The organism is Streptomyces sp. NPDC054796, assembly GCF_053611545.1.
Genome location: NZ_JBSHAO010000009.1, coordinates 14,778 through 40,530, shown reverse-complemented (window position 1 = coordinate 40,530; position 25,753 = coordinate 14,778). Strand labels below are relative to the sequence as shown.

Annotated in this window: 18 protein-coding genes; 11 read left to right on the top strand and 7 right to left on the bottom strand. The window is 72.7% G+C overall.

From position 1 onward, the window contains the following. Positions 1-40 precede the first annotated feature (40 nt). Positions 41-1,318 carry an ROK family transcriptional regulator gene (locus ACWGJ2_RS10080; RefSeq protein WP_453345662.1) on the bottom strand — a complete coding sequence of 426 codons (1,278 nt, stop codon included), beginning with the start codon at positions 1,316-1,318 and terminating at the stop codon, positions 41-43. Positions 1,319-1,442: 124 nt separating this feature from the next. Next, positions 1,443-2,486 (bottom strand): mechanosensitive ion channel family protein, encoded by a 1,044-nt coding sequence (locus ACWGJ2_RS10075; protein ID WP_453345543.1) that lies wholly within the window; start codon positions 2,484-2,486, stop codon positions 1,443-1,445. A gap of 317 nt (positions 2,487-2,803) precedes the next feature. Here ACWGJ2_RS10075 and ACWGJ2_RS10070 point away from each other — a divergent pair, with 317 nt between their 5' ends. From ACWGJ2_RS10070 to ACWGJ2_RS10035, 8 genes are all read left to right on the top strand, one after another. Then, complete coding sequence (locus tag ACWGJ2_RS10070; RefSeq protein WP_453345542.1) at positions 2,804-3,343, top strand: HNH endonuclease; 540 nt, start codon at positions 2,804-2,806, stop codon at positions 3,341-3,343. A gap of 263 nt (positions 3,344-3,606) precedes the next feature. Then, positions 3,607-3,885, top strand: a complete 279-nt coding sequence (locus tag ACWGJ2_RS10065; RefSeq protein WP_453345541.1) for a hypothetical protein — start codon at positions 3,607-3,609, stop codon at positions 3,883-3,885. Beyond that, positions 3,885-6,029, top strand: coding sequence for a 4-alpha-glucanotransferase (gene malQ, locus ACWGJ2_RS10060; protein ID WP_453345540.1), 2,145 nt, complete (start codon positions 3,885-3,887; stop codon positions 6,027-6,029). The genes ACWGJ2_RS10065 and malQ overlap by 1 nt, the downstream gene beginning before the upstream one ends. Positions 6,030-6,118: 89 nt before the next feature. Then, positions 6,119-6,352, top strand: coding sequence for a hypothetical protein (locus ACWGJ2_RS10055; RefSeq protein WP_453345539.1), 234 nt, complete (start codon positions 6,119-6,121; stop codon positions 6,350-6,352). Positions 6,353-6,552: 200 nt separating this feature from the next. Then, on the top strand, positions 6,553-7,560 hold the full coding sequence (locus ACWGJ2_RS10050; protein ID WP_453345538.1) for a DMT family transporter: 1,008 nt from the start codon (positions 6,553-6,555) through the stop codon (positions 7,558-7,560). Continuing rightward, positions 7,511-8,437, top strand: coding sequence for a LysR family transcriptional regulator (locus ACWGJ2_RS10045; protein WP_453345537.1), 927 nt, complete (start codon positions 7,511-7,513; stop codon positions 8,435-8,437). The genes ACWGJ2_RS10050 and ACWGJ2_RS10045 overlap by 50 nt, the downstream gene beginning before the upstream one ends. Positions 8,438-8,459: 22 nt before the next feature. Beyond that, complete coding sequence (gene alc, locus ACWGJ2_RS10040; RefSeq protein WP_453345536.1) at positions 8,460-9,722, top strand: allantoicase; 1,263 nt, start codon at positions 8,460-8,462, stop codon at positions 9,720-9,722. A gap of 216 nt (positions 9,723-9,938) precedes the next feature. Next, complete coding sequence (locus ACWGJ2_RS10035; protein ID WP_453345535.1) at positions 9,939-11,018, top strand: hypothetical protein; 1,080 nt, start codon at positions 9,939-9,941, stop codon at positions 11,016-11,018. 17 nt (positions 11,019-11,035) lie between these two features. On the opposite strand, the gene ACWGJ2_RS10030 is transcribed toward ACWGJ2_RS10035, so the two are convergent. The 3 genes from ACWGJ2_RS10030 to ACWGJ2_RS10020 all read right to left on the bottom strand — a co-directional run bounded on the left by ACWGJ2_RS10030 (position 11,036) and on the right by ACWGJ2_RS10020 (position 14,969). Continuing rightward, a complete protein-coding gene (locus ACWGJ2_RS10030; RefSeq protein WP_453345534.1) occupies positions 11,036-11,680 on the bottom strand; it encodes a LysE family translocator in 645 nt (214 codons plus the stop codon). Positions 11,681-11,820: 140 nt separating this feature from the next. Continuing rightward, complete coding sequence (locus ACWGJ2_RS10025; protein WP_453345533.1) at positions 11,821-12,948, bottom strand: serine hydrolase domain-containing protein; 1,128 nt, start codon at positions 12,946-12,948, stop codon at positions 11,821-11,823. A 302-nt stretch (positions 12,949-13,250) separates the two neighbouring features. Beyond that, complete coding sequence (locus tag ACWGJ2_RS10020) at positions 13,251-14,969, bottom strand: TIGR03767 family metallophosphoesterase (protein ID WP_453345532.1); 1,719 nt, start codon at positions 14,967-14,969, stop codon at positions 13,251-13,253. Between the two features lie 1,393 nt (positions 14,970-16,362). Here ACWGJ2_RS10020 and pepN (ACWGJ2_RS10015) point away from each other — a divergent pair. Beyond that, positions 16,363-18,960, top strand: coding sequence for an aminopeptidase N (gene pepN, locus ACWGJ2_RS10015; protein ID WP_453345531.1), 2,598 nt, complete (start codon positions 16,363-16,365; stop codon positions 18,958-18,960). A 169-nt stretch (positions 18,961-19,129) separates the two neighbouring features. Here the strand turns inward: pepN (ACWGJ2_RS10015) and snpA are convergent, their stop codons facing one another. Next, positions 19,130-19,807, bottom strand: a complete 678-nt coding sequence (snpA, locus tag ACWGJ2_RS10010) for a snapalysin (protein WP_453345530.1) — start codon at positions 19,805-19,807, stop codon at positions 19,130-19,132. A 281-nt stretch (positions 19,808-20,088) separates the two neighbouring features. Between snpA and ACWGJ2_RS10005 the strand changes: the two genes are divergently transcribed. Next, positions 20,089-21,159 (top strand): LysR substrate-binding domain-containing protein, encoded by a 1,071-nt coding sequence (locus tag ACWGJ2_RS10005; RefSeq protein ID WP_453345529.1) that lies wholly within the window; start codon positions 20,089-20,091, stop codon positions 21,157-21,159. A 1,122-nt stretch (positions 21,160-22,281) separates the two neighbouring features. Further along, positions 22,282-22,824, top strand: a complete 543-nt coding sequence (locus ACWGJ2_RS10000) for a GNAT family N-acetyltransferase (protein WP_453345661.1) — start codon at positions 22,282-22,284, stop codon at positions 22,822-22,824. Positions 22,825-23,092: 268 nt separating this feature from the next. Here the strand turns inward: ACWGJ2_RS10000 and pepN (ACWGJ2_RS09995) are convergent, their stop codons facing one another. After that, positions 23,093-25,720: an aminopeptidase N gene (gene pepN, locus ACWGJ2_RS09995; RefSeq protein WP_453345528.1), complete on the bottom strand. Its 2,628-nt coding sequence runs from the start codon at positions 25,718-25,720 to the stop codon at positions 23,093-23,095. Positions 25,721-25,753: the final 33 nt, after the last annotated feature.

Sequence of the window (25,753 nt, the reverse complement as noted above, 5' to 3'; positions counted from 1 at the left end):
GACATGGAGGAGCCCTTCGCTATGAGCGCTATGAGGGGGATCAGCGGGCGGTGTCGAACACCTCGTCGCGGGTCGTGGCCAGGGCGCTCTGGAGCGCACCGTTCAGCACGGGGTGCTCGGTCACCGTGCCCAGCACCAGTTCGGGCCGTGGCACGGCGAGTTCGGTGAGTTCGGCGCGCACCAGCGCGCGCAGCGGCTCGCCGCCCGCGGTGTGCACGCCGCCCGAGAGCACGATGAGCTGGGGGTCGAGCACGGCCACGAGCGAGGCGAGGCCGACGGCGACGCCGGTGGCGGTGCGGCGCAGCAGCTCGCCGTTCGCGCCCGAGCCGGCGCCCGGATCCGCGTCCGCCGCGCCCGCTTCGGGGCCCGCCACCTCGGCGTCCCCGGTGACCCGCGCCGCGCGTGTCAGCAGCTCGGCCGCCGCGTCCTTCATCCGCGCGTCCCTGTCGTAATCGAGGCCCAGTTCACGGGCGAGACGCAGCACCGCGTTGGCCCCGGCCAGCTCCTGGAAGCCGCCGCTGTTGGTCCGCGCGGGACGGCGTTCGAGCGGCGCCCCTGGCACCGGCAGGAAGCCGACCTCGCCCGCGCCGCCCGTCCTGCCGCGGTGCAGCCTCCCGCCGATGACGAGGGCCGCGCCGATGCCCTCCTCGTTCCACAGCAGGACGAAGTCCTCGTGCCCTTCGGCAGCGCCCAGCCTCTGCTCGGCGACGGCAACGAGGTTCACGTCGTTGTCGTAGTCCAGCGGCATCGGCAGCGCGGCGGCCAACTCGTCCAGCAGGGCGGGGGAGTGCCATCCCGGCAGGTGGGAGGCGTAGCGCAGCCGCCCCGTGCTCGGGTCGAAGGCGCCCGGGGTGCCGATGACGACGCGGCGCAGGTCACCCCGGTGCACCCCCGCCGCCTTGGCGGCCCCGTCCACGGCCCGTACGACCAGCTCCACTGTGCCGTCCGCCGCGCGCCGCCCCGGAGTGGGCAGCTCGTACGTGCCGACGGTGCGCCCCGCGATGTCCGCGACCCCCGCGAGGACGCGCCCCGGTGTCACATCCAGCCCGGCGACGTAGGCGGCCCCGGGGTTGACCGCGTACAACTGCGCGCCGGGTCCGGGGCGGCCCGCGCTGGTGCCCGTGACGACGACGAGGCCCGCGGCTTCGAGGCGGGCCAGCAACTGGGAGGCGGTGGGCTTGGAGAGGCCGGTGAGCTTGCCGATGCGGCTGCGGGAGAGGGGGCCCTGACTGAGCAGCAGATCGAGCGCGGCGCGGTCGTTCATCGCGCGCAGCACACGCGGCGTCCCCGGTGTGCTCCCCGCCCCCGTACCCGCCATGGCGTCTGCCCCCACCCCGCACTGTTAGGAAGGTTTCCTATTGAGTGCCCCGACAGTAAGGCCACGCGCCCGCACCGTCAATGGAACCGGCGCGGGCGCGTGGCCTCGTGAAACGGAACGCGCGCTACTTCTGGAGGGGCACCCCCGAGCCCTTGCCCAGCTCGACGCGCCCCTCGCCCCGCGCACCCCGCTCGCCCTGCCGCCCCGCGGCGGCCTCCAGCGCCAGCGACTCCTCGTCGACGATCCGGATGCCGCGCCGGTCCAGCGCCTGCTTGATGCGCCAGCGCAGTTCCCGCTCCACCCCGAGCGCCTTGCCCGGCATGGTCTTGGCCGAGACCCGGATGACCATCGAGTCCAGGGTGACGGAGTCCAGACCGAGCACCTCGACCGGCTCCCACAGCAGTTCGTCCCAGGGCTCGGTCTTCCCCAGCTCCTCGCCCGCCGCCGCGATGGCCGCGCGGACCTCCTCCATGTCCTCGTCCGCCCTGACTTGGACGTCCAGCGCCGCCGTCGCCCAGCCCTGGCTGAGGTTGCCGACGCGCTTGATCTCGCCGTTGCGGATGTACCAGATCTCGCCGTCGTCGCCGCGCAACTGCGTCACGCGCAGCCCGATCTCCAGCACCGTGCCCGACGCCTCCCCGACGTCGACGCGGTCGCCCACCCCGTACTGGTCCTCCAGGAGCATGAACATACCGGCCAGCACGTCCGTCACCAGATTGCGCGCCCCGAAGCCCAGCGCGACACCCGCGACACCGGCGCTGGCCAGCAGCGGCGCGAGGTTGATGCCGAGTCCGGAGAGGACCATCAGCACGGCGGTGCCCATGATGACGAACGAGGCGACGTTGCGGAGCACCGAGCCGATGGCCGCCGAGCGCTGTCTGCGCCGCTCGTGGTTGACGAGCAGTCCGCGCAGCGCGTTGCCGCTGTCCGTGGCCGCCGCGCGGCGGTTCATCCGGGTTATCAGCTTGGTGATGGCGCGGCGTATCACGTAGCGGAGGACGACCGCTATCACCGCGATCAGCAGGATGCGCAGCCCGGAGGTGAGCCAGGTCGACCAGTTCTCCTCGATCCACCCGGCCGCGTTCGTCGCGGTCTCGTGGGCGTCCTCAAGAGAGGTGGCCCCCGCGCTCCCGTCGGGTGAGGGGGCGGCGCCGATCAGCCAGAACACAGCAGAACCTTCCGTGTGCGGGAGCGTCGGCGCGGACGGAGCACGCGGACGCGGCCACCACACTAACGGCGCACGGCCTTCACATTCGGCCGCACGGACGGGCGCACGGCGGCATCCGGCCCCCGTCGAGGGGGTGTTGAGGGTGCGTTCGGGGGAGAAGCCCTGACGCGAGGGGGCGCACGGGGTATATGCGGTGTGGTTGAAAACACGCTCAGTGCGTTACGCGGTCGTGGTGGCGCACTCGCCGGGCCACGGGACACACTGAGGGGAGATCGTCACGGCGCGAGCCACGCGCCGCCGACGTACAAGGAGGCACCGTGCCGCATGTCCTGGTCCTCAACGCGTCGTACGAGCCGCTCGGCGTCGTACCGCTACGCCGCGCGCTCATTCTCGTCCTCAACGACAAGGCGATCAGCCTGGAGGAATCGGGCGCCCTTATGCACAGCGCGACCCGCGTCATACCCGCACCGAGTGTCGTCCGCCTCAAGCGGTTCGTGAGGGTGCCCTTTCGGGGCACCGTGCCACTCACGCGCCGTGCGCTCTTCGCGCGCGACGGCGGCCGGTGCGCGTACTGCGGTGGCGTCGCAACCAGCGTCGACCACGTCATTCCGCGCAGTCGCGGAGGACAGCACACCTGGGAGAACGTGGTGGCCGCGTGCCGCCGCTGCAACCACGTCAAAGCGGACCGGCACGTCGGCGAGATCGGCTGGCGGCTGCGCCATCAGCCCGCGCCGCCGTCCGGGCTCGCCTGGCGGATCATCGGCACGGGGCATAGGGACCCGCGCTGGCTGCCTTATCTCCAGCCATACGGCGCGGACGACGCTCTCGCCCGGATCGACGGCAGATCCTCTGCCTGAGACCGGGCTTTGTTGTGTCCGGGTGGTGTCCGGGCGGTACGCCGCCCGGACACGGCGTGAACGGGTGTCAGCACTGCGTAAATTTTCGCGGCCCGAGCGGCGCCGCCCCCCGGTTTCTCCGTCCCCGGAGGGGCCCGGCCGCGAAATCGCCTGCCCGGAACAAACGTGAGCTGGACCACGTTCACCCCGTAGATACGTCTGCGCTCGCGCCGACTGGGTAAGGCCAGACATGACCACCCGTTGTCAACGAACGGAGGCCCGTCGTGGCCGCGTCCGCTGAACTACTGATGTCCGCCCTCACCCCGCTGCCGCGCCAGACGCTCTCCAAACGAGTGCACGAGCCGGTAGACCTGCCCGGTGTGTCCGACCCCGATTCCGGGCTGGACGGCTCGTGCTCCTGCGGATGCTTCGAAGCCCCGCTCACCAGTGAGCCCCCTCTGGCCGACGCCACGCCGCTGACCAGCGAACCGCCCCTGGCCGAGCCCCCGCTGACCAGCGAGGCGACCGGCGTCGGGTTCGGCACGGAGTTCGCGGACGTCTGATGGGCCGCCTCGCGCGGCTCGCCGCGGCGCACGGTGTCTGCACCTCCTACGAGCCCGCACCGGGCTCGACGGTCGAGGTGCCCGACGAGACGGTCGTCTCCGTGCTCGCCGCGCTCGGCGTGGACGCCTCCACGCCCCAAGCCTTACGCGAGGCCCTGGAGCGGCACGCCCAGGATTCCCTGCGCCTGCTGCCGCCCACCGTCGTGCTGCGCGCCGGGTCCGCGGTCACCACGCTCCCCGCACTCCCCGAAGGCACCGTCCTGCGGGTCATCACCGAGAGCGGGGACACCCTTGACTGGGGTCCCGGCGCCACCCTCCCGCTCGGCGCGCACACGCTGCACGCGCAGGCCCCCGACGGCCGCGCGGCCCACGCCACGCTGCTCGTCGCGCCCGACCACTTCCCGGCGCCCCGTGGCCGCGGCGCCGCGGGCCGTGGCTTCGGCCTGCTCGTCCAGCTGTACTCGCTGCTCTCCTCCCGCTCCTGGGGCATGGGAGACCTGGCGGACCTCTCAGATCTGGCCGACTGGGCGGGCCGCGTCCTGGGCGCCGATTTCATCCAGCTCAACCCCCTGCACACCGCCGTGCCCAGCGCCTCGGGCGGTCCGACGGACCCCTCCCCTTACCGCCCGTCCTCGCGCCGCTTCCCCGATCCCGTGCATCTGCGGGTCGAGGACGTGCCCGAGTACGCCTATCTGGAGGGCATCGACCGCGAGCGCGCCGAGTCGCTGCTCGGCCGGGCCGCGACGCTGCGGGGCGCCGTGCTCGGCAAGGGCGCGCACATCGACCGCGACGCCGTCTGGAACCTGAAGCGCGAGGCGCTGGAACTGGTACGCAAGGTCCCCCTCGCACCGGGCCGCCGCGCCGCCTACTGCGACTATCTCGCCGAGCGCGGCGATTCCCTGGAGGACCACGCCACCTGGAGCACCTTCGCCGAGCTGCACGGCCCGGACTGGCGCTCCTGGCCCACAGGGCTCGACGATCCGCACTCGGCCCGCACGGCCCGTACGCGGCGTGAGCACATGGAGCGCGTCGATTTCCACAGCTGGCTCGCCTGGCTCACCGACACCCAGCTCTCGCGGGCCCAGCAGAGCGCGCGGGCCGCCGGGATGCCCGTCGGCCTCGTGCACGACGTCGCCGTCGGGGTGCACCCGAGCGGCGCCGACGTATGGGCCCAGCAGGACGTCTTCGCACCCGGCATCTCCACCGGGGCCCCGCCCGACGCGTTCAACCCGCACGGCCAGGACTGGGGCCTGCCGCCCTGGCGGCCCGACGCGCTGGCCGTCTCCGGCTACGCGCCGTACCGCGAGGTGCTGACCAGCCAGTTGCGGCACACGGGAGCCCTGCGCATAGACCACGTCATGGGCCACTCCCGCCTCTGGTGGATCCCCGAGGGCCGCCCACCGACGGAGGGCGCCTATGTGCGCTACGACACCGAGGCCATGCTCGGCGTGCTGGCCCTGGAGGCGCACCGCGCCGGGGCCGCCGTCATCGGCGAGGACCTGGGCACGGTCGAGCCCGGCATGCGCGAGGATCTGGCGGCGCGGGGGGTGCTGGGGACCTCGGTGCTGTGGTTCGAGCGCGACTACGCGGCGGGCGCGGACGCGGACGCGGACCCGGATGGGGGCGCGGGATCGGGTGCTGCGGGGGACGGGGGCGAGGCGCCGCCGCTGCGCCCCGAGCGGTGGCGCGCGGACTGCCTCGCCACCGCCACCACCCACGACCTCCCCAGCACGGCGGCCAGACTCAGCGGCGAGCACGTCGCGCTGCGCCACAAGCTGGGCCTGCTGGCCCGGCCCCTCGCGCACGAACAGGCAGCGGCGGCGACGGAGACCGACGAATGGCTCGCCTTCTTCGGGCAGCTCGGACTGCTGCCCCGCGGCACGGCGAGCGGCGAGGAGGAGGCCGTCAAGGCGGTGTACCGCTTCCTCGCCCGCACGCCCTCGCGGATGATCGGCGTCTGGCTGCCCGACGCGCTGGGGGACCGCCGCCCGCAGAACTTGCCTGGCACCTGGGACCAGTACCCCAACTGGCGGCTGCCGGTGGCCGACGCCTCTGGCCGCCCCGTCAGCCTGGAGGAACTGGCGGCGACGCCGCGCGTGCACGAGCTGTTCGCCGACCTGCGCACCGCGCTCGCCGAGGACTGACCGGCCCGGCCCCCGCACCGCCTGTGGGCGCGCACCTGTAACGCCGACCCGGGCGCGCGGGGCCCGTACCCGTCCGCTATGTTGAATCCGTGAGCAACAAGGTCAACAAGAACGCCCTGCGCGCCGGCACTGTCACCGCCGGTGCCACGCTGATGCTGCTGCTGTCGTCCCCCGCCTTCGCGCTCACCCGCGACGACGGCGACGACCCGGGTCCTGGTCTGAGTGTCATCGAGACGCTCGGCCTCTACGTCGCCGCGCCGATCGTGCTCTTCCTGGTGATCGCCGGTCTGGTGATGGTGGGGGACAAGTCCCGCAAGCAGTAGCCGACACCCGCCGCACACCGTGCGTCACGAGGGCGTCCCGCCATGCGGGGCGCCCTTTTCGCATGCTGGACCGTTCAGTTTCGCTGAAAGTTCGCCGCGAAAAGATTCGATGGACCTGAGCGGTCCGCGCGGCGAGGCTGGTTCCCGTGAGCGGTCCCGGAACGAACGGGGCCCGGAACGGGAAAGAGGACAGCACAACAGTGGACGCTCCACACCATGTCCGTAGCGTCAGCGGTGACCGTAGGGTTCATCCGGCGGCCTGGGGAGGACTCGCGCTCGCCGTCACGGCGACGCTCGTCTGGTCGGGCAACTTCGTCGTCGCCCGCGCCCTGCACGCGCAGGTGCCGCCCGTGCAGACGGCCTTCTGGCGCTGGATCATCGCGCTCGTCGCCGTCGCCCCCTTCGCGCTCGGGCAGGTGTGGCGGCAGCGGGCGCTGATCCGGCGGCACGCGGGCTTCCTCACCCTCGCCGCGCTGCTCGGCGTCACCCTCTTCAACACCCTCATCTACCTCGCCGGACAGACCGCGCCCGCCACCAACATGGCGGTGATCGCCGCCGCCTCGCCCGCGCTGATCGTCCTCTTCGAGGGGCGCCGCGTCGGCGGACGGCGGCTGGCCGGGATGCTGCTGGCGCTCTGCGGAGTGCTCGCGCTCGTCGCCAAGGGGTCGCCCGCCGCGCTGCTCGGGCTCGACTTCACCGGCGGCGATCTGCTGATGCTCGGCGCCACGGCCGCCTTCGCCGGGTACAGCGCGCTGCTGCGGCGCAGGCCGGAGGGCATCTCGGGGCTCGCGCTGCTCTTCGCCACCTTCGCGATCGGGGCGCTGCTGCTGGCGCCGGTCTACGGGGTCAGCCTCGCGCTCCAGGGCGGGTTCAGCCCCTCGGCCGCCACGGTCGGGCCGCTGCTCTACGTCGGCGTCTTCTCCTCCGCCGTCGCCTACTTCACCTGGAACAAGGCCGTCGCCATGGTCGGCGCCGCGCGGGCCGGTGTCGTCTACTACCTTCAGCCCGTCTTCGTCGCCCTCCTCTCGGCCCTGCTGCTCGGTGAGCGCGCGACGCCGACGCAGGCCCTGTGCATGCTCCCCGTCGTCGCGGGCGTGGCACTGGGCGCGACGGGAGGGGGTACGGGGGCGGCGCGGGAGGCCGGTGTACGTTCCCCGCATGGCCGACTGGGACGTCAAGAAGCTGCGCATCCTGCGCACACTCGGTGACGTAGGAACCGTCACCGCGACCGCCGAGGCGCTGTTCATGACGCCCTCGGCGGTCTCGCAGCAGCTCTCCGCGCTCAGCAAGCAGCTCGGGGTGCCCCTGCTGGAGGCCCAGGGCCGACGGGTGCGGCTCACCCCCGCCGCCGCGCTCGTGCTGCGGCACGCCGAGGCCGTCTTCGCCCAACTGGAGCGCGCCGACGCCGACCTCGCGGGGTACCTGCGGGGCGAGGTCGGCCGGGTACGGGTCGGCGCCTTCAGCACGGCCGTGCCCGCGCTCGTCGTCCCCGCCGTGCGGGCGCTGCGCGAGGAGCACCCCGGGCTGACGGTGTCCGTGCGCGAGGCCGAGGCGGCCGAGGCGTACGGGATGCTCGCGGAGGGCGCCGTCGATCTGGCGCTCTCGCTGGCCGCGCACGCGCCCACGGCCCGCGATCCGCGCTTCACCGGGTTCGCGCTGCACGCCGACCCCCTCGACATCGCGCTGCCCGCCGGGCATCCGCTGGCGGGGAAGTCCGGGCTGCGGCTGGCGGAACTCGCCGACGAACCCTGGATCTTCGGGCACAGCGGACCGTGGTCGGAGATCACGACGACCGTGTGCGAGACGGCCGGGTTCGCGCCCGAGCAGGCGCACACGGCCGCCGACTGGTCCGCGATCCTCGCGATGGTGGGCGCGGGGATGGGGGTGGCGCTGCTGCCCCGGATGGTGACGGCGGAGTGCGGTACGGGCTCGCTGCGCGCGGAGTCGGCGGCGCGTGTCGCCGTGCGCGTACTGGAGCACGACAGGCCGCGGCGGCACGTGGTGGCCGCCGTGCGCAGGGGCGCCGAGGAGTGGCCCGGACTGGGGCGGGTCGTCGAGGCCCTGCGGAACGTTCAGTTGAACTGAACGGTGGGCCTAGAAAGTCTCGATGGACCTGATGAGTCGGCTGCTGCCAGGGTCGTTCACGAGACGGGCCGGGGGCTGTGCCGTCGCACGGCCCACCCGCACCACACCGCACCGCACCGCACCGCGCCGCGCCGCTTCCGACGGAAGGCTCCAGTTGTCCCAGCAGCAGCCCCACCCCCACGACGCCCACCCCCACGACGCGCCGCCCTGCACCACGGGCGACCCGTACGCCGACTACCGCGCCGCCGCGTTCCCCTTCACCGATCTCGTCGACCTCGCGGACCGCCGCTTCGGCGGGGGCGTCGTCGCCGCGAACGATGAGTTCTTCGCCGAGCGCGAGAACCTGCTGCGGCCCGGCGCCGCGCACTTCGACCCCGAGGCGTTCGGCCACAAGGGCAAGGTCATGGACGGCTGGGAGACCCGCCGCAGGCGCGGCGTCTCGGCCGAGGCGCCGCATCCGGCGGACGGGGACCACGACTGGGCGCTGATCCGCCTCGGTGCCCCCGGCGTCGTCCACGGACTTCTCGTCGACACCGCGCACTTCCGCGGCAACTACCCGCAGCGCGTCAGCGTCGAGGCGGCGGCCGTCGAGGGCACCCCGAGCCCCGAAGAACTGCTCTCGGGCGAGGTGACCTGGCACGAGCTGGTCCCGCCCACCCGCGTGTACGGGCACGCCGCCAACGGCTTCCCCGTGGACGACGGCCGCCGCTTCACCCATCTGCGGCTCAAGCAGCACCCCGACGGCGGCATCGCCCGCCTGCGCGTCCACGGCGAGGTGCTGCCCGATCCGTCCTGGCTGGCGCTGCTCGGCACCTACGACCTGGCCTCCGTCCTCAACGGCGCGCACGTCGAGGACGCCTCCGACCGCTTCTTCTCGCAGCCCGTCAACATCACCCTCCCCGGCATCTCCCACAAGATGGACGACGGCTGGGAGGGGCGGCGGCGCCGCGACACCGGCAACGACTGGGTGCGGCTGCGGCTCGCCGGTGAGGCGCAGCCGCGCGCCGTCGAGATCGACACCGCCAACTACAAGGGCAACGCGGCGGGCTGGGCGGCGCTGCACGGCTCCGTCGACGGCGGCAGGACCTGGTCGGAGCTGCTGCCGCGCACCCGCCTGGAGCCCGACACGACGCACCGCCTCGCGCTGCCCGAGGGCGCGACGGCGACCCACGTACGCCTCGACGTCCTCCCCGACGGCGGCATCGCCCGCCTCCGGCTGCACGGCGCGCTGACCGAGCGCGGCCGGGCGGGGCTGCGCGAGCGGTACGCGCGTGCCACGAGCTGACGGGACCGGGCGAGGCTGACGGGACGGACGGGACTGACGGGACGGACGGACCGGACCGGGCCAGAGCGGCGCGGCGCCGGGGCTCCGGTCCTGTGCCGGAATGGGGCGAGATCATCGGCAGTCGAACGTCCGTACTTTAGGACGGCGTTGTCCGGCTTTGTCGACGGCCTCGTAACAGAGGGTGGACCCGGTACCAGAGGTGGGAATCGGCCCGGCATGACGCACAACGCACCCCTCTCCCCCCGCCCCCTCAGCGAACTGACGGACGCCGTGCGGCAGCGCGTCCTCACCGCCCGCGCGCTGCGCGAGCACGGGGTCACCACCGCGGTGGCCAACGAGCGCTGCCGCCCCGGCGGCCCCTGGCAGATGCCGCTGCCCGGCGTCTACGTCCTGCACGCCGGACCGCCCACGAGCGACGAACGGCTGCGCGCCGTACTCCTCTACGCGGGACGCCAGCTGATCCCTCCGCAACCACGGCCCGACGGCGCCCGCGGAGAAGACCGCGAAGGCCACAGCGGCGCGGGCGCGGAGGAGGCGCTGCCGCGCGGGTGCGTCGTGATGATCACCGGGCTCGCCGCGCTCGCCCTGCACGGCTTCTCCTCGGCGCCCCCGCTGCGCGCCCTCGACCAGCTCGACGTGCTCGTCCCGCGCACCCGGCGGCTGCGCTCCCACGGCTGCGCCCGCGTCGTGCGCGACGAGCAGCCGCCCGAGCCCGAGCAGGTCACCGGGCTGCCGGTGGCGCCCGTGCCCCGCGCGCTCGCCGACGCCGTCCTGCGGCTCACGGACGCGGTGACGGTGCGGCGGCTGCTCACGGAGGCGGTGCGCGGCGGACACTGCGAGGCGCAGGCCGTCGTGCGCGAGCTGACCCGGGCCAGACTGCTGGCGAGCCCCCACGTCGTGGACGCCGTCGACGCGCTGCTCGCCGAGGGCAGGGCGCTGGCCGAGGGCTCCCTCTACGCGATGGTGCGGTGCCACGACCTGCCCGACCCCTGCTGGAACGTGGACCTCCGCCTCCCCGGCGGCCCGCACCTGGGCGGCGTCGACGCCTTCTGGCCCGACCACGGGGTCGCCGTCGAACTCGACACCCGTGCGCCCCGCCACCAGCAGAGCGGCGCGCAGTGGTCCTCGCTCGCGCGCAAGCGGCAGGCGCTGGAGGAGATCGGTATCGCGGTCGTCCACCTCACCCCGAAGAGGCTGCGCGAGTCGCTGGAGTCGCAGGCGGCGATCGTGCGTACGGCACTGGTGACCTCGGTGGAACGGGCCCCGGCCGAGTATGTGGTGGTCTCGCCCCGCTGAGGCGCCTCCGGGTGGGCTCAGGCCGGGAGGGGCGTACGGGACAGGGCGGTGCGCAGCGCGAAGACGCCGAGCAGACCGCCCGCAGCGAACCGCTGAGCGGCCATCACACGGGGCCGGGCGACCAGAAACCCGGACACCCGCGCCGCACCGAGCATGACCAGAGCGTTCACGGAGATCCCCACGATGATCTGCACACCGCCGAGCTGGAGCAGTTGTGCCCAGGGCGGGCCCGCCTGCGGATCCATGAACTGGGGCAGAAGGGCGGCGTAGAGGAGCGCGATCTTGGGGTTGAGCAGGTTGGTCAGGAGCCCCGTCGAGAACAGGCGGGCGTCGGAGACCGGCGGCAGGTCCTGGGCCGGGGCGAAGGGTGAGCGGCCACCGGGCTTGAGCATGTCCCAGGCCAGGTAGGCCAGATAGGCGGCTCCGGCGAGCTTGACCACCATGAACGCTATCGGCACGGCGGCGAACAACGCGGACAGGCCCGCGGCGGCGGCCAGCAGGTAGCACAGGAATCCCACGGCGGTCCCGCTCAGGCTGACCAGGCCCGCCCTGCGGCCTTGGGTGATCGCACGAGAGGCAAGGTGGATCATGTTCGGTCCCGGGGTCAGGGCCATGCCCAGTTCGATCAGGGCCACTCCCCCCACTGCGGCCAGGCTGATCACCGGTCAACTCCTGATCGTTCGCCGGGTACCCGGTACCCGGAGCTGTGCGGCACCCGGCTGTGACGGGCGGTTGCGACGGGCGGTTGCGACGATCAACATCATCGGCTGCGGCGGCCGCGTCGGCTGCTCAGGATACGTCCCTAGCCGCAGAACTCCGCTTCCAGGAGCTTCCCCGGATCGCCCGACCAGTCGCCGTTGATGTTGAACGCCGCGGTGTGCACACCGTCGGGCGTGGTGGCGGCGATGGTGCGGGAGCCCTGGATGGAGCCCTCGTGCCCCCACACCTTCTGGCCGCAGGGCAGGGTGCGCTCGGTGAGGCCCAGGCCGTAGCGGTTGCCGTCCACGGCGGGGACGGTCGTCCTCATCTCGCGCGACTGGTGCGGCGGCAGCAGCTCGCCCGTCGCCAGCGCGCGGAAGAAGCGGACGAGGTCGCCGGTCGTGGAGATCATCTCGCCCGAGGCGCCCGCCATGGCCGGGTTCAGGACCGTCACGTCGTGCACCTTCGCCCCGTTGCCCGGCGAGAGGAGGGCGGAGTACGCGTGCCCGTGCCGCCCCGGTACGCGCGTCGAGGCGCCGGGCAGCGAAGTGTCCCGCAGGCCGAGGGGGCGCAGCACGCGGCGCTCGATCTCGTGGGCGTAGGAGTGGCCCGTCACCCGCTCGATCACCATCCCGGCCAGCACATAGTTGGTGTTGGAGTAGTGCCAGGCGGCGCCGGGGGCCGAGACAGGCGGGTGCGAGGTCGCCGTGCGCACCAGCCCCTCGGGGCTGACGGGGCGGAAGCGGCTGGTCATGAAGGCGTCGGTGAAGTAGGCGCGCTGGAAGGCGGCGTCCTCGGTGTAGTCGTAGATCCCGCTGGTGTGGCCGAGCAGTTGGCGCAGCGTGATGCGGCGTCCGTCGTAGCCGTCGCCGCTCACCGTGCCGGGCAGCCAGCGCTCCACCGGGTCGTCGAGGCGCAGCCTGCCCTCGGCTTCGAGCTGGAGCAGCACCGTCGCGACGAAGGGCTTGGTGAGGCTGCCGATGCGGAAGCGGTCCTGGGGGAGCCTGGGGCGCTCGGTGCCGAGCCGGGCCACGCCCGAGGCGCCGTTCCACACCCCGCCGCCGTCCTCGGCACGCGCCAGCACCCCCGGCGCGCCGTCCTCGGTGACGGCGGCGTCCAACGCGCCCTGCGTCGTGGCATGGCCCCGGTCGGCCGCCTCGGAGGAGCTGATGGAGAACGCGACGACGGCAGCCGTGACCACCATGGCGACGAGGGTGGTGCGCAGGGGCATGCGACAGCACCCTAATGATCGGTGCGGCTCGCACGCCATACGGTGAGGACGACCAGGGCGCACCCGGCGTACTGGGTGAGGGTGGGGCGTTCCCCGAGGAATCCGATGCCGAAGCCGATGGCCATCACCGGCTGGAGCAGCAGCGTGGAGCCGGTCGGCGGGGGCGGCGCGAGGTGCGGGCCGCGTGGCGGGCGCGCGCTGAGAACCCCTCGGTCCGCGCCTGCGTCGCCGCGCTGGCCGAGAGCGCGGGTGCGGATGCGGGGGCGGGGGCGGGGGCGGGCGGCTGAGCGACGGGGGAGGGCTCACGGCTTGCGCAGCAGCAGCTCCGTGTTGCGGTCCTCGGGGTCGCCGGTGAGGGTCTTGCGGGCGGCGGGGGCGTTGAAGGACAGCTCGCGGTAGAGCGCGGCCAGCCCCGTCTGGGACAGGTCGTCGAACGCGGTGCGGTGCGGGGCCGCCGACTCGATGAGGGTGGTGAACAGGGAGAGGGTGCCGTCCCCGTTGTCGGCCACCTCCACCACGCGGGCCAACTGCGGGTAGTCGATGTGCGAGGCCGTCGAGACCTCCCAGAACGTGCCGCGCGGAGTGATGGCGTTCTTGTGGCTGTGCCCGTTGATCCAGGCCAGGACGTGCGGGTTGCGCTGGAACAGCGAGACGAGTTCGGCGCCGCCGTCCGGGGTCGTCGCGCTGGTGTGGTGGCTGAAGACCAGCACGTACGAGCCCTCCTCACGGTGCTTCTCCAGCTCCCGCTCCAGCCAGCGGCGCTGGGCCGCGCCGACCCTGCCTCTGTAGTCGCCGTCCGAGCGGGTCGTGTCGAGGCTGATGCCCACCACGTCGTCCGAGACCCGGAACGCGTAGTACATCCGCTCCTCGTCCAGGTTCTCCTTCGTGTAGCCGTGCCCGACGGGCCCTGGACCCTCGTAGCGCGGGTTGAGGTGGGCGCGCAGATACTCCTCGGGTGTGAAGGGCGCGCGGGCCGGGTCCGGGGTGACCGCGCGCATCTGCTTCGCCCGCGAGCGCAGCATCGCCTGGAACCGCTCGCCCTTCGGGTCGCTCCCGTCCTGCACCGTCTGCCACAGCCGCTCGGCCTCCGCCTCCGAGCCCACGTCCATCAGCTTCCTGCCGCCGACGGCGAACTCCGCGAAGAAGCCGTCGCCCGAGACGAAACAGCCGCCCGGCAGGGAGTCGTGGTTGCCGACGGTCGAATACCACGGAAGCGTCAGCCCCGGGCTGTTCACCTCGCGGATCGCCGCGTCGAGGAAACCGTCGATACGCGGGAAGCCCAGCGCCTTGTCGTCGTCGCGGAGTTCCGACTCGGGCTGCCAGTACAGCTTCAGCCCGCTGTCCTGCACCCCCTCGTACGCGCGCGGGTCACCCGTGTTCGGGGTGATCCGGCCGCCGCTCATCGCGGTGAGGAACCAGTCCAGCTCCGCCTTGCTGTTGTTGTCCGTGTTGTCGCCCGTCGTCACGACGAAGGACAGCGGCGCGCCCGTGGCCGGGGCACCCTTGAGCCCGTTGACGCGCTCGATGAGCGAGACGACGCCCGCGACGGAGAGCGCCTCCTGCGGGCGCCAGGCGCTGGCCGTCTCCGCGCGCAGGTACTCGTAGCGCAGCGGGTGCTGCACGTCCACCAGATGCAGGTCGGTGAACTGGGTGAACGCGGTCAGCGCCGTCCGCTTCTCCGCCCTGCCGCCGCGCGCGGGGGCCAGCTCGGTGCGCACGACACGGTCCCAGGCGGGGCCCTCGCCGAGTCGCTGGTAGCCGCCGGAGGCGCCGCGCGGGGTGGCGACGGATTCGAGCGTCGTGCCCGACGTCGACGGCTCGCGGGCGGGGGCGCCCGCGGCGAGGGGGTGTGCGCCGACGGCGGCGCGGGCCGTGGCGGGCTGGTTCGCCGTCGCGGACCCGCCGCCGAGCCCGAGCCCGGCGCCGAGTCCGGTGGCGGCGCCTGCGGCGGTGGCGGCGAGGAGCGTGCGGCGGTCGAGGGTGTGGGGGTGGGTGCGGGTGCGGATACGGGTGCGGGACATATGCTGGCTCCCCGAGTGCGAACGCGACGTGGTGCGTTGGGTGAGCGGGGTGGGCCCGCTCACCAGTGAGCCTTGGCAGCCGGGGTGACCTGCGTCTTAACTGCGCGGGAACGCCGTAAGCCCATCGGGGCGCAGGGATCATGACAGTTCGCGCCCGTTACGCACCCCTCGTCACCCCCTCCCCGGATCGTGAACCTCCGCTCACGCGCCGTTCATGTGACGGGGTAGGGGGTCCCCTTCGCGGGCGGCGCCAGGAAACGCAGGGTTGCCCCTTCACGGGGGCTGCACTCCTTCACGGGGTGCGGGGTGATGGCTTCACGGGGTGCCCGGTTCTCGCAGGGGTGCGCCTTGGCTGGTGCCCCTTGGGGGTTCGTTCGCGTGCTGCGGGCCGGTGGCACGGGTTGTGCCCACCCGTCCCGCCCTGCGGGACGATTGCCCACAACTTTTGGGTGCCGTTGCCCGGCGCGGGCGGCGATGTGGCTTGGCGCCGTGTTCGGCTGCCTGGCCTGTGGCTTCGGCGCGGCGTGTGGACCGGTTGTTCGCGGCTGGCGCCGCGTGATTCTTGGCTGGCCTCGTGGTTATGGGGTGCCTGTGTGGTGGGGGTCGGCGCCGCGCCGGGGTGTCTCCTCGGCGTGAAGCCATCGTCGTCAACTCTCCGCCGGTGACTTGCTCGACCTGCGGGGACACCCCGCCGCGCCACCTCCCACCCGGTGGCCACCCTCCGGCCGGAGGCCGCTCCCGTTGTTCCCACGCTCTGGGCCCGTGAAGTGGGGACCGGAGGTCCCGCGCCGGGGGTGGGCATTGGCGGACCCGGAGGGGCTGTGGGCCACCGGCGGGACGGGGACGCGGTGGGGTGTCCCCGCAGGTCGAGACGAACGACGGCGGAAAGCCGAAAACGAAAGCTTCACGCCGAGGAGACACCCCGGCGCGGCACCGGACACCCCGCACCCACGCGCCCACAACCACGGCCGAAACCCGGAATCACGCGGCGCCAGCCGCATCGCACCGCAACCACACGCCGCGCCGAAGCCACCCACCCGCACCCGCGCAACGAACCCCCAACACGCACCCAGGGACGCCCCCACTGGCGACGGCGCCAAAACTGTTGTGGGCAAACGTCCCGCTGGCGGGACGGGTGGGCACAACCCGTGCCACCGGCCCGCACCACGCGAACGAACCCCCAAGAGGCACCAGGGAAGGCGCACCCCTGCAAGAGACGCGCACCCCGTGAAGCCATCACCCCGCACCCCGTGAAGCGGCACAGCCCCGTGAAGGGGCAACCCCCCGTTTCCTTCCGCACCCCGCGAAGGGAGCCGCACCCCGCGAAGGGGCCCCGTGGAAGGATGGCCGGAACACGCCATATACAGAGCCATGAGAGTGGGGAGATCACCACGTGCCTGGCACAAATCTGACGCGCGAAGAGGCCCAGGAGCGCGCACGGCTGCTCACCGTGGACTCCTACGCCATCGAGCTGGACCTCAGCGCGGCCCAGCAGGGCGGCACCTTCCGCTCGGTGACGACGGTCACCTTCGACGTCGCGGAGACCGCCCCCGGCTCCGAAACGTTCATCGACCTGATCGCCCCGACCGTGCACTCCGTCACCCTCAACGGTGACACCCTCGACCCCGCCGAGGTCTTCGCGGACTCCCGCATCGCACTGCCCTCGCTGCTCGCGGGCCGCAACGAGCTGACGGTGGTCGCGGACTGTGCGTACACGAACACGGGCGAGGGCCTGCACCGCTTCGTCGATCCCGTCGACGACCAGGCGTACCTCTACACCCAGTTCGAGGTGCCGGACTCGCGCCGCGTGTTCGCCAGCTTCGAGCAGCCGGACCTGAAGGCGACGTTCCAGTTCACCGTGAAGGCCCCCGAGGGCTGGACCGTGATCTCCAACTCGCCGACGCCGGAGCCGCAGGACAACGTCTGGCGCTTCGCACCGACGCCGCGGATCTCCTCGTACATCACCGCGCTGATCGTCGGCCCGTACCACTCGGTGCACAGCAGCTGGGAGGGCGGCGACCGCAGCGTGCCGCTGGGCCTGTACTGTCGTCCGTCGCTCGCCGAGTACCTGGACGCCGACGCGCTCTTCGAGGTCACGCGCCAGGGCTTCGACTGGTTCCAGGAGAAGTTCGACTACCCGTACCCCTTCGAGAAGTACGACCAGCTCTTCGTGCCCGAGTTCAACGCGGGAGCCATGGAGAACGCGGGCGCAGTCACCATCCGTGACCAGTACGTCTTCCGGTCCAAGGTGACGGAGGCCGCGTACGAGGCCAGGGCCGAGACGATCCTGCACGAGCTGGCCCACATGTGGTTCGGCGACCTCGTCACCATGGAGTGGTGGAACGACCTGTGGCTCAATGAGTCGTTCGCGACGTACACCTCCATCGCCTGCCAGGCGCACGCGCCGGGCAGCCGCTGGCCGCACGCCTGGACCAGCTTCGCCAACCAGATGAAGACCTGGGCCTACCGTCAGGACCAGCTCCCCTCCACCCACCCGATCATGGCGGAGATCCGCGACCTGGACGACGTCCTCGTCAACTTCGACGGGATCACCTACGCCAAGGGCGCTTCCGTGCTGAAGCAGCTCGTCGCCTACGTCGGGATGGACGAGTTCTTCCAGGGCGTGCAGCGCTACTTCAAGCGGCACGAGTGGGGCAACACCCGGCTCAGCGATCTGCTCGGCGCGCTGGAGGAGACGTCGGGCCGGGATCTGAAGACCTGGTCGACGGCGTGGCTCCAGACGGCGGGCATCAACATCCTGCGCCCCGAGATCACCACGGACGAGGAGGGCGTTCTCACCTCCTTCGCCATCCGCCAGGAGGCCCCCGCGCTGCCCGCGGGCGCGACGGGCGAGCCGACGCTGCGCCCGCACCGGATCGCGGTGGGCGCGTACGAGCTGGTGGACGGCAAGCTGGTGCGCACCGACCGCGTCGAGCTGGACGTGGACGGCGAGCTGACCGAGGTGCCCTCGCTGGTGGGTCGCCCCCGCCCGGCGGTGCTGCTGCTCAACGACGACGACCTCTCGTACGCCAAGGTCCGCCTCGACCCGGAGTCGCTGGCGGTGGTGACCGCGCACCTCGGCGACTTCACCGAGTCCCTGCCGCGCGCCCTGTGCTGGGCCTCGGCCTGGGACATGACCCGCGACGGCGAGCTGGCCACCCGTGACTACCTCGATCTCGTCCTCTCCGGGATCGCCAAGGAGTCGGACATCGGCGTCGTGCAGACCCTGCACCGCCAGGTCAAGCTGGCCCTCGACCTGTACGCGGAGCCCGCGTGGCGCGAGACCGGGCTCAGGCGCTGGTCCGAGGCGACGCTGGAGCACCTGCGCGCGGCCGATCCTGGCAGCGACCACCAGTTGGCGTGGGCCCGCGCGTTCGCCGCGACGGCCCGTACGGACGAGCAGCTCGCGCTGCTGGCCGGGCTGCTGGACGGCGGCGAGAGCGTCGAGGGCCTGACGGTGGACACCGATCTACGCTGGGCGCTGCTCCAGCGGCTCGCCGCCACCGGGCGCGCGGGCGAGGCCGAGATCGACGCCGAGCTGGCGCGGGACGCGACGTCGGCGGGCGAGCGCTACGCGGCGATGGCGCGGGCCGCGCGGCCGACCGCCGAGGCGAAGGCGGAGGCGTGGGCGGCCGTGGTGGAGAACGACACGCTGCCCAACGCCGTCCAGGAGGCCGTCATCGGAGGCTTCCTCCAGACCGACCAGCGCGAGCTGCTGGCCCCGTACGCGGAGCGGTACTTCGCCGTGGTCAAGGACATCTGGGACGCGCGCAGCCACGAGATGGCCCAGCAGATCGCCGTCGGCCTCTACCCGACGCTCCAGATCGAGCCCGCCACGCTGGAGGCGACGGACGCCTGGCTGGACTCCGTCGAGCCGAGCGCGGCGCTGCGGCGGCTGGTGACGGAGTCGCGCGCGGGCGTCGAGCGGGCGCTGCGAGCGCAGGCAGCCGACGCGCGGGCCGCTGACGCGACGGGAGGCGTGGCGGGCTGACCCGGTCCCGCGTCCCTGGCCCGTGAGGGCGTGCGAAGGCCCCCGGAGGAGGAAGTACCGGGGGCCTTCGTGTGGGAGGTGGCGACTGGGAAGCGGTGCGGGTGCGGGTGCGTGTGCGGGTGCGGGGTTCAGATGGTGTCCCGGGCCAGGTCCTTCCGGGTGGAGCGACTCAGCGGGTGCCGGAGAAGGCGGCCTTGTCGAAGGCGGCGCTGGCCACCCCGTTCGCCCACAGCTGGTTGACGCGGGCGGCTTCCTGCGCGTTCGGCCGGTCGTTGGTGCAGGACGTGCCGGGCCCGCCGCCCGACATCAGCTCGGAGCAGGGGCCCGAGTAGTGGTCGGGCAGCCCGAGCACGTGGCCCGTCTCGTGGGCGACGACGCGGTTGGAGCTGTACTGCTGGTTCTGCCGGTAGTCCAGGAAGATGTAGCCGCGGCCGTGCCCGTCGGTGGAGGCGTACGAGCCGCGCGCGTCGTTGCCCTCGCGGTAGCTGAAGCTGGCGCCCGAGCCCTCCTGGAGCTTGACGTTCGTCACGGACGAGTTCCAGACCGCGGTGCTGTTGGCTATCTGGCTGCGGAACGACGGAGCGCGGCTGGTGTCGTACTTGACGGTGACGGCCTGGATGCCCGGCTTCGCCGCCTGCTTCTTGAGCGCGTCCTTGACCACGGCGTTGAAGAACGCCTCGGTGCCCTTGTCGCTCTCGCCGACGTAGCCGGCCTTGGCGGGGGCGATGGTGCCGTGGTTTTCGTCCGCGCCGGTGGGGGCCGCGGTCGCGGGGCCCGCGCCGAGGCCGAGGGACACGGCCAGGCCGAGGCCGAGCGTCGCGGAGAGTGCCGTTCTGCGGTGTCTCATGGGGGGTCTCCTTCTGTCCGCGGAAACCGTCCGGTCGCGGTGTGGTGTGCGGCGCGACCGCCGTTCCGCCGGATGAACTCCTGCCGAGGCAGAGTCTCTTGGAGCCGGGGGTGCGCGGGATGATGCCATCCGGGGATAGGACGGGCCTATCCCCGGGGGCTCCGGGGCTCGCGACGGCCGCCGCGTTCGCTGCCGCCCTCCTCGTCCCCTCCGTCACCCCTTCCTGGCGCGCCCCCGTCGGGCGGCGGAGAGTGTCTGGTGTGACATGCTCATGCGCCGTTATGCTCCGGCCTGTGGAGCTCGAAGTGAGGCACCTTCGCGCCCTGTGTGCGATCGCCGATACGGGCAGCGTGCACAAGGCAGCACGCCAACTGGGCATGACACAGCCGTCCCTGACGACACAGCTTCGCCGCATCGAGCAGGCCATCGGCGGCCAGCTCTTCTCCCGGGAGCGCACCGGAAGCAGGCCCACCCCGCTGGGGCGCTCCGTGCTCAGCCGCGCCCGGCCCCTCGTGGCCGAGATGAACGCGCTGGTCAGCGAGGCGAAGGAGGCGGCGGGGCGCGCGGGCGGACGACGCCTGCGCATCGGCAGCACGGGCAGCCGTGCCGTCTCAGGCTGGCTCCGCAGGCTCCACGCCCGGCTCCCCGAGACGGACACCACGATCCACATGGACGTCTCCGCGAACACGCTGCTCCAGATGGTCGCGGCCAATCAGCTCGACGCCGTGTTCGTGCACGAGGTCGAGGGCTCGCCGCTGCGGTTTCCCGAGGGCCTGGAGCTGCGGGTACTCGTCGAGCGCGAGCCCCAGTTCGTCGCCCTCCCCTCGGCGCACCCCGCCACGGTGAAGGAGGAACTGGACCTGTCCGACCTCGCGGCCGACCGCTGGATGGTCGATCCGGCCGTCGACGGCGACTGGCCAGGGCTGCGCCGCGTCTTCATGGCGGCGGGGCTGGAGCCGCGCGTGGTGTACGGGGACTATCTCGCGGCCTCCGACCTCGTCGCGGGCGGCGAGGTGGTCACGCCGTGCCAGCCCACGTCGAGGCCGCGGCCCGGCATGACGATCCGCCCGTTGCGGGGCGATCCGCTCGCGGTCCGGCTGGTGATGGTGTCCCGCGCGTTCCGCGCGGGGCCCGGTTCCCCCGACGTGCCGGGCCTGGACGCCGACGCGCTCTTCGCCGACCTCCAGTCGGCATACGCGGAGGTCGCCTGGGCCAGCGAGACGTACCGCAACTGGCTCCGCCGCCACGGCGTCTCCCGCCCGGAGGGCCCGCCCCCCAAGGGCACGGCCCCGAACCCTCCGGCCCTCCACATCCCCCTGCTGCGCCCCCTCTCGGCACCGATACCGGCCTGACGGCCCCTTCGCGGGGTGCGGAAGGAAACGGGGGGTTGCCCCTTCGCCGGGTTGTGCCCCTTCACGGGGTGCCCGTCTCTTGTAGGGGTGCGCCTTGGCTGGTGCCCCTTGGGGGTTCGTTCGCGTGGTGCGGGCCGGTGGCACGGGTTGTGCCCACCCGTCCCGCCCTGCGGGACGATTGCCCACAACATTTTGGCGTGCCGTTGCCCGGCGGGGCGGCGACGTGTGGCTTGGCGTCGTGGTCGGGTGCGGGCCGGTGGCTACGGCGCGGCGTGTGGTGACGGTGCGACGCGGCTGGCGCCGCGTGATTCTGGCTCGGACCGTGGATGTGGGGTTGCTGTGTGGTGGGGGTCGGTGCCGCGGTGGGGTGTCTCCTCGGCGTGAAGGTCTCGTTTACGGCTTTCCGCCGGTGACTTGCTCGTCCTGCGGGGACACCCCACCGCGTCCCCTCCCGCCCGGTGGCCAACAACAGGTCGGCGACCCCTCCGCTTGTCCCCATGCTGTGGACCGGTCCATCGCTGGTACCGGCGCGCCACCACCATGCGCCCGCCCCTGGCACGCGAACGAGACCCCAGGGGGCACTCGGGTAGGCGCCCCCTGCGAAGGGGGTGTTGCGCGGGACGGTTTGCCCGTGGAGTGGGGACCGTAGGTCCCGCGCTGGGGGCGTGCCGCCGCACGTCATGGTGTCGGCCCTGGCGGACCCGGAGCGGAGGTGGGTCACCGGCGGGACGGGGACGTGGTGGGGTGTCCCCGCAGGTCGAGACGAACGACGGCAGAAAGCCGACAACGAAAGCTTCACGCCGAGGAGACACCCCACCGCGGCACCGGACACCCCGCACCCACGCGCCCATAACCACGGTGGAAACCCGGAATCACGCGGCGCCAGCCGCAACGCACCGCAACCACACGCCGCGCCGAAGCCACCGGCCCGCGCCCGAATACGGCGCCAAGCCACACGACGCCGCCCCCGTGACGCGGCGCAAAAATCAGCGCGGGACCCTACAGTGCGCACCACACCGGCCAACCGTCCCGCGCAACACCCCCGGACAACCAGAACCCCCCGTTTCCTTCCGCCCCCCCGCGAAGGGGACCCGCTGGGAGGATGGCGCCATGGACACGGACATGGGCGGGGCACAGTTGCGGACGGTGCATACAGGGGCGCTGGACGGCGGGACGCTCACCGCAGTGCGGAAGCTTCTGGACGACGCGTTCGAGGGGGACTTCTCCGACGATGACTGGGACCACACCGTGGGCGGCCTCCACGTCCTCGTCCTGGAAGGGGACGCCGACCTCGTCGGCCACGCGGCCCTGGTCCAGCGCCGTCTGCTGTACGGGGAGCGCGCGCTGCGTACGGGCTACGTCGAAGGTGTGGCCGTCCGCGAGGACCGGCGCGGGTTCGGCTACGGTGCCGCGATGATGCGCGAGGTGGAGCGCGTCGTGCGCGGGGCGTACGAACTGGGTGCCCTCAGCGCGTCCGAGGACGCCGTGGACTTCTACGCCGCACGGGGCTGGCACCCGTGGCAGGGGCCCACGTCCGTCCTCACCCCCGTCGGGGCGCGACGTACGCCCGAGGACGACGGCGGCGTCTTCGTACTCGCCGTGAACGGAGCCCTCGATCTGTCCCGGCCCCTGACGGCGGACCCCCGCCCAGGAGACGCCTGGTGACCCCTCGGCGCTGGCCCCGACTCACCAGCCCACCGTCCCGCGCAACGTCTCCGTGAGGGGGGGGCAACCCCACCCGTCACCTTCCGCACCCGCGAAGGGTCGCGCACCGCACAGGGCAGCCGTACCGCGCACCCCCCCCGTGAAGGGGGAACCCCCTCAGCGGTAGCCGAAACACCAGCCGCACGCCGCAGAGGCGCCCCCTACGAGGAGGCGGCACCCGTGAGGGCTTCACCTCGTACCCCGTGAAGGGGTGCAGCCCGGTGAAGGGCTAACCCTTCGTTTCCTTCCGCCCCCCGCGAAGGGGACCGTCACGGCGCTGGGCGCGCAGTGCGCGGGAGAGGTCGTCGCGGGACTCCAGGACGAGGCGCCGCAGCGCGGGCGCGGCGTCCTCGTGCGCTGCGAGCCACGCGTCCGTGGCGTCGAGCGTGGCCTGGTCGCCCTGGAGCGCGGGGTACATGCCCCGCACGATGGCCATGCCGATCTCGATGGAGCGTGTGCGCCACACGTCCTCCAGGACCTCGAAATACCGCCCCGTGTAGGGCGCGATCAACTCGCGCTGCCCCGGCTGCTCGAAGCCCGAGATCGTGGCCTCGACCAGCGCGTTGGACAGTTGGTCCGACTCGATGACCGCGACCCACGCCTGGGCCTTGACCTCGGCCGTGGGGCGCGCCGCGAGGCAGCGGACCTGGTGCCGCTTGCCGGAGGCCGTGTCGTCGCGGGCCAGCTCCGCGTCGATCTCCTCGGCCCCGGCGACGCCCTGCGCGGCGAGGGGTTCGAGGAACGTCCAGCGCAGCTCCTGGTCGACGTCGAGGCCGTCGACGCGCGCCGAGCCGTCGAGCAGTCCCCGCAGCAGCCGCAGGTCCTGCTCGCGCACCGCGACGGAGGCGAAGAAGCGGGCCCACGCCAACTGGTGGCCGCTGCCGGGCTCGGCCAGCCGCAGTTGGGTCAGCGCGCCCTCGGACAGCAGGCGCTCGCCCTCCTCGCGCCACTGGGGCGCCGCGTAGTGGACGACGGCGGTGCGGGCCCAGGCGTGCAGCATCTGGAGCACGCCGATGTCCGACTCGGCACCGGCGAACCGCAGCACGAGGCCGAGGAAGTCGCGCGTGGGCATCAGTCCGTCGCGCGTCAGGTTCCACACAGCCGACCAGCACAGGGCGCGCGCGAGGGGGTCGGTGAGGGAGCCGAGGTGGCCGCGCAGGGTGTCCAGGGAGCGCTCGTCGAAGCGGACCTTGCAGTAGGTGAGGTCGTCGTCGTTGACGAGGACCAGATCGGGCCGTTCGGCGCCCGCCAGCTCCGCCACGACGGTGCGGGCCCCTGTGACGTCGGTCTCCGCGCGTGCGTAGCGGACGAGGGCGCCGCCGGGCGCTTCGTGGCGGTAGAGGCCGACGGCGACGCGGTGGGGGCGCAGCGTGGGGTGGCCTTCGGCGGCCTCCTGGAGGACGGCCAGTTCGGTGACGCGGCCGGCGGAGTCGTAGGTGAGCTGGGGCGTGAGCACGTTGACCCCGGCGGTCTGGAGCCAGGACTTGGCCCACTCGCCCATGTCCCGGCCCGAGGTCTCCTCCAGCACGGAGAGGAGGTGCTCCAGGCGGGTGTTGCCCCACTCGTGGCGCCGGAAGTAGCGCCGCGCGCCCTCCAGGAACGCGTCCCTGCCGACGTAGGCGACGAGCTGCTTCAGTACGGAGGCGCCCTTGGCGTAGGTGATCCCGTCGAAGTTGAGCTTGGCGTCCTCCAGGTCCCGGATGTCCGCCGTGACGGGGTGGGTGGAGGGGAGTTGGTCGGCGCGGTAGGCCCAGGACTTGCGGCGGTTGGCGAAGGTGATCCAGCCGTCGGTGAAGCGGGTGGACTCGACGAGCGAGAAGGCGCCCATGAAGTCGGCGAAGGACTCCTTGAGCCACAGGTCGTCCCACCACTCCATGGTGACGAGATCGCCGAACCACATGTGGGCCATCTCGTGCAGGATGACGTTGGCCCGGCCCTCGTAGGACGCCTGCGTCACCTTGCCGCGGAAGACGAACTCCTCGCGGAAGGTCACACAGCCCGGGTTCTCCATGGCCCCGATGTTGTACTCGGGCACGAACGCCTGGTCGTACTTCCCGAAGGGGTACGGGTAGTCGAAGTGGTCGTGGAAGAAGTCCAGGCCCTGCTTGGTGACGGTGAAGATGTCCTGGGGGTCGAAATACCTGGCCAGGCCCTTGCGGCAGAGCGCGCCGAGGGGGATCTCCAGCTCGCCGCCGCCGGGGAGGGCGCGGCGGTAGGTGTCGGTGACGCGGTGGTACGGGCCCGCGACGACCGCCGTGATGTACGTGGAGATGGGCCGCGTGCGCGCGAAGCGACGTACCGAGAAGGTGCCGTCCTCCAGGGGCTCCGCCTCGCCCTGCTGGGCGCCGTTGCTGAGCACGGTCCAGCGGGCGGGCGCGGTCACGGTGAAGTCGAACGCCGCCTTGAGGTCGGGCTGCTCGAAGTTGGCGAAGACGCGGCGCGCGTCGGCCGGTTCGTACTGCGTATAGAGGTAGACCTCGCCGTCCTCGGGGTCGATGAAGTGGTGCAGCCCCTCGCCCGTGCGGCTGTAGGCGCAGGAGGCGTCCACCAGCAGTTCGTTCTCCTCTGCGAGCCCTTCCAGCGCGATGCGGGTGCCGTCGAAGACGGTGTCCACGTTGAGGGACCGGCCGTTCAGGGTGACGGAGTGGACGGCGGGCGCCACGAGATCGGCGAAGGTGGCGGCGCCGGGTTCGGCGCAGCGGAAGCGGATCGTCGTCGTGGAGCGGAAGGTGCGGGGGCCCTGGGCCGGAGGGGGAGCGACGGCAGAGCGCAGATCGAGCGCCACCTCGTAACCCTCGACGGTCAGCAGCGCCGCGCGGGCGCGGGCCTCGTCTCGGGTCAGGTTCTCTCCGGGCACGACGTGACTCCCTCGTCTCGCATGGTGAACGAT

What these genes read in the sequence shown, in the direction of transcription:
- ACWGJ2_RS10080 (WP_453345662.1), bottom strand. Translation starts at nt 1,318, where the DNA reads ATGGCGGGTACGGGGGCGGGGAGCACACCGGGGACGCCGCGTGTGCTG.
- malQ (WP_453345540.1), top strand. Translation starts at nt 3,885, where the DNA reads ATGGGCCGCCTCGCGCGGCTCGCCGCGGCGCACGGTGTCTGCACCTCC.
- ACWGJ2_RS10045 (WP_453345537.1), top strand. Translation starts at nt 7,511, where the DNA reads ATGGCCGACTGGGACGTCAAGAAGCTGCGCATCCTGCGCACACTCGGT.
- alc (WP_453345536.1), top strand. Translation starts at nt 8,460, where the DNA reads ATGGACCTGATGAGTCGGCTGCTGCCAGGGTCGTTCACGAGACGGGCC.
- ACWGJ2_RS10035 (WP_453345535.1), top strand. Translation starts at nt 9,939, where the DNA reads ATGACGCACAACGCACCCCTCTCCCCCCGCCCCCTCAGCGAACTGACG.
- ACWGJ2_RS10025 (WP_453345533.1), bottom strand. Translation starts at nt 12,948, where the DNA reads ATGCCCCTGCGCACCACCCTCGTCGCCATGGTGGTCACGGCTGCCGTC.
- ACWGJ2_RS10020 (WP_453345532.1), bottom strand. Translation starts at nt 14,969, where the DNA reads ATGTCCCGCACCCGTATCCGCACCCGCACCCACCCCCACACCCTCGAC.
- snpA (WP_453345530.1), bottom strand. Translation starts at nt 19,807, where the DNA reads ATGAGACACCGCAGAACGGCACTCTCCGCGACGCTCGGCCTCGGCCTG.
- ACWGJ2_RS10005 (WP_453345529.1), top strand. Translation starts at nt 20,089, where the DNA reads ATGCTCCGGCCTGTGGAGCTCGAAGTGAGGCACCTTCGCGCCCTGTGT.
- ACWGJ2_RS10000 (WP_453345661.1), top strand. Translation starts at nt 22,282, where the DNA reads ATGGGCGGGGCACAGTTGCGGACGGTGCATACAGGGGCGCTGGACGGC.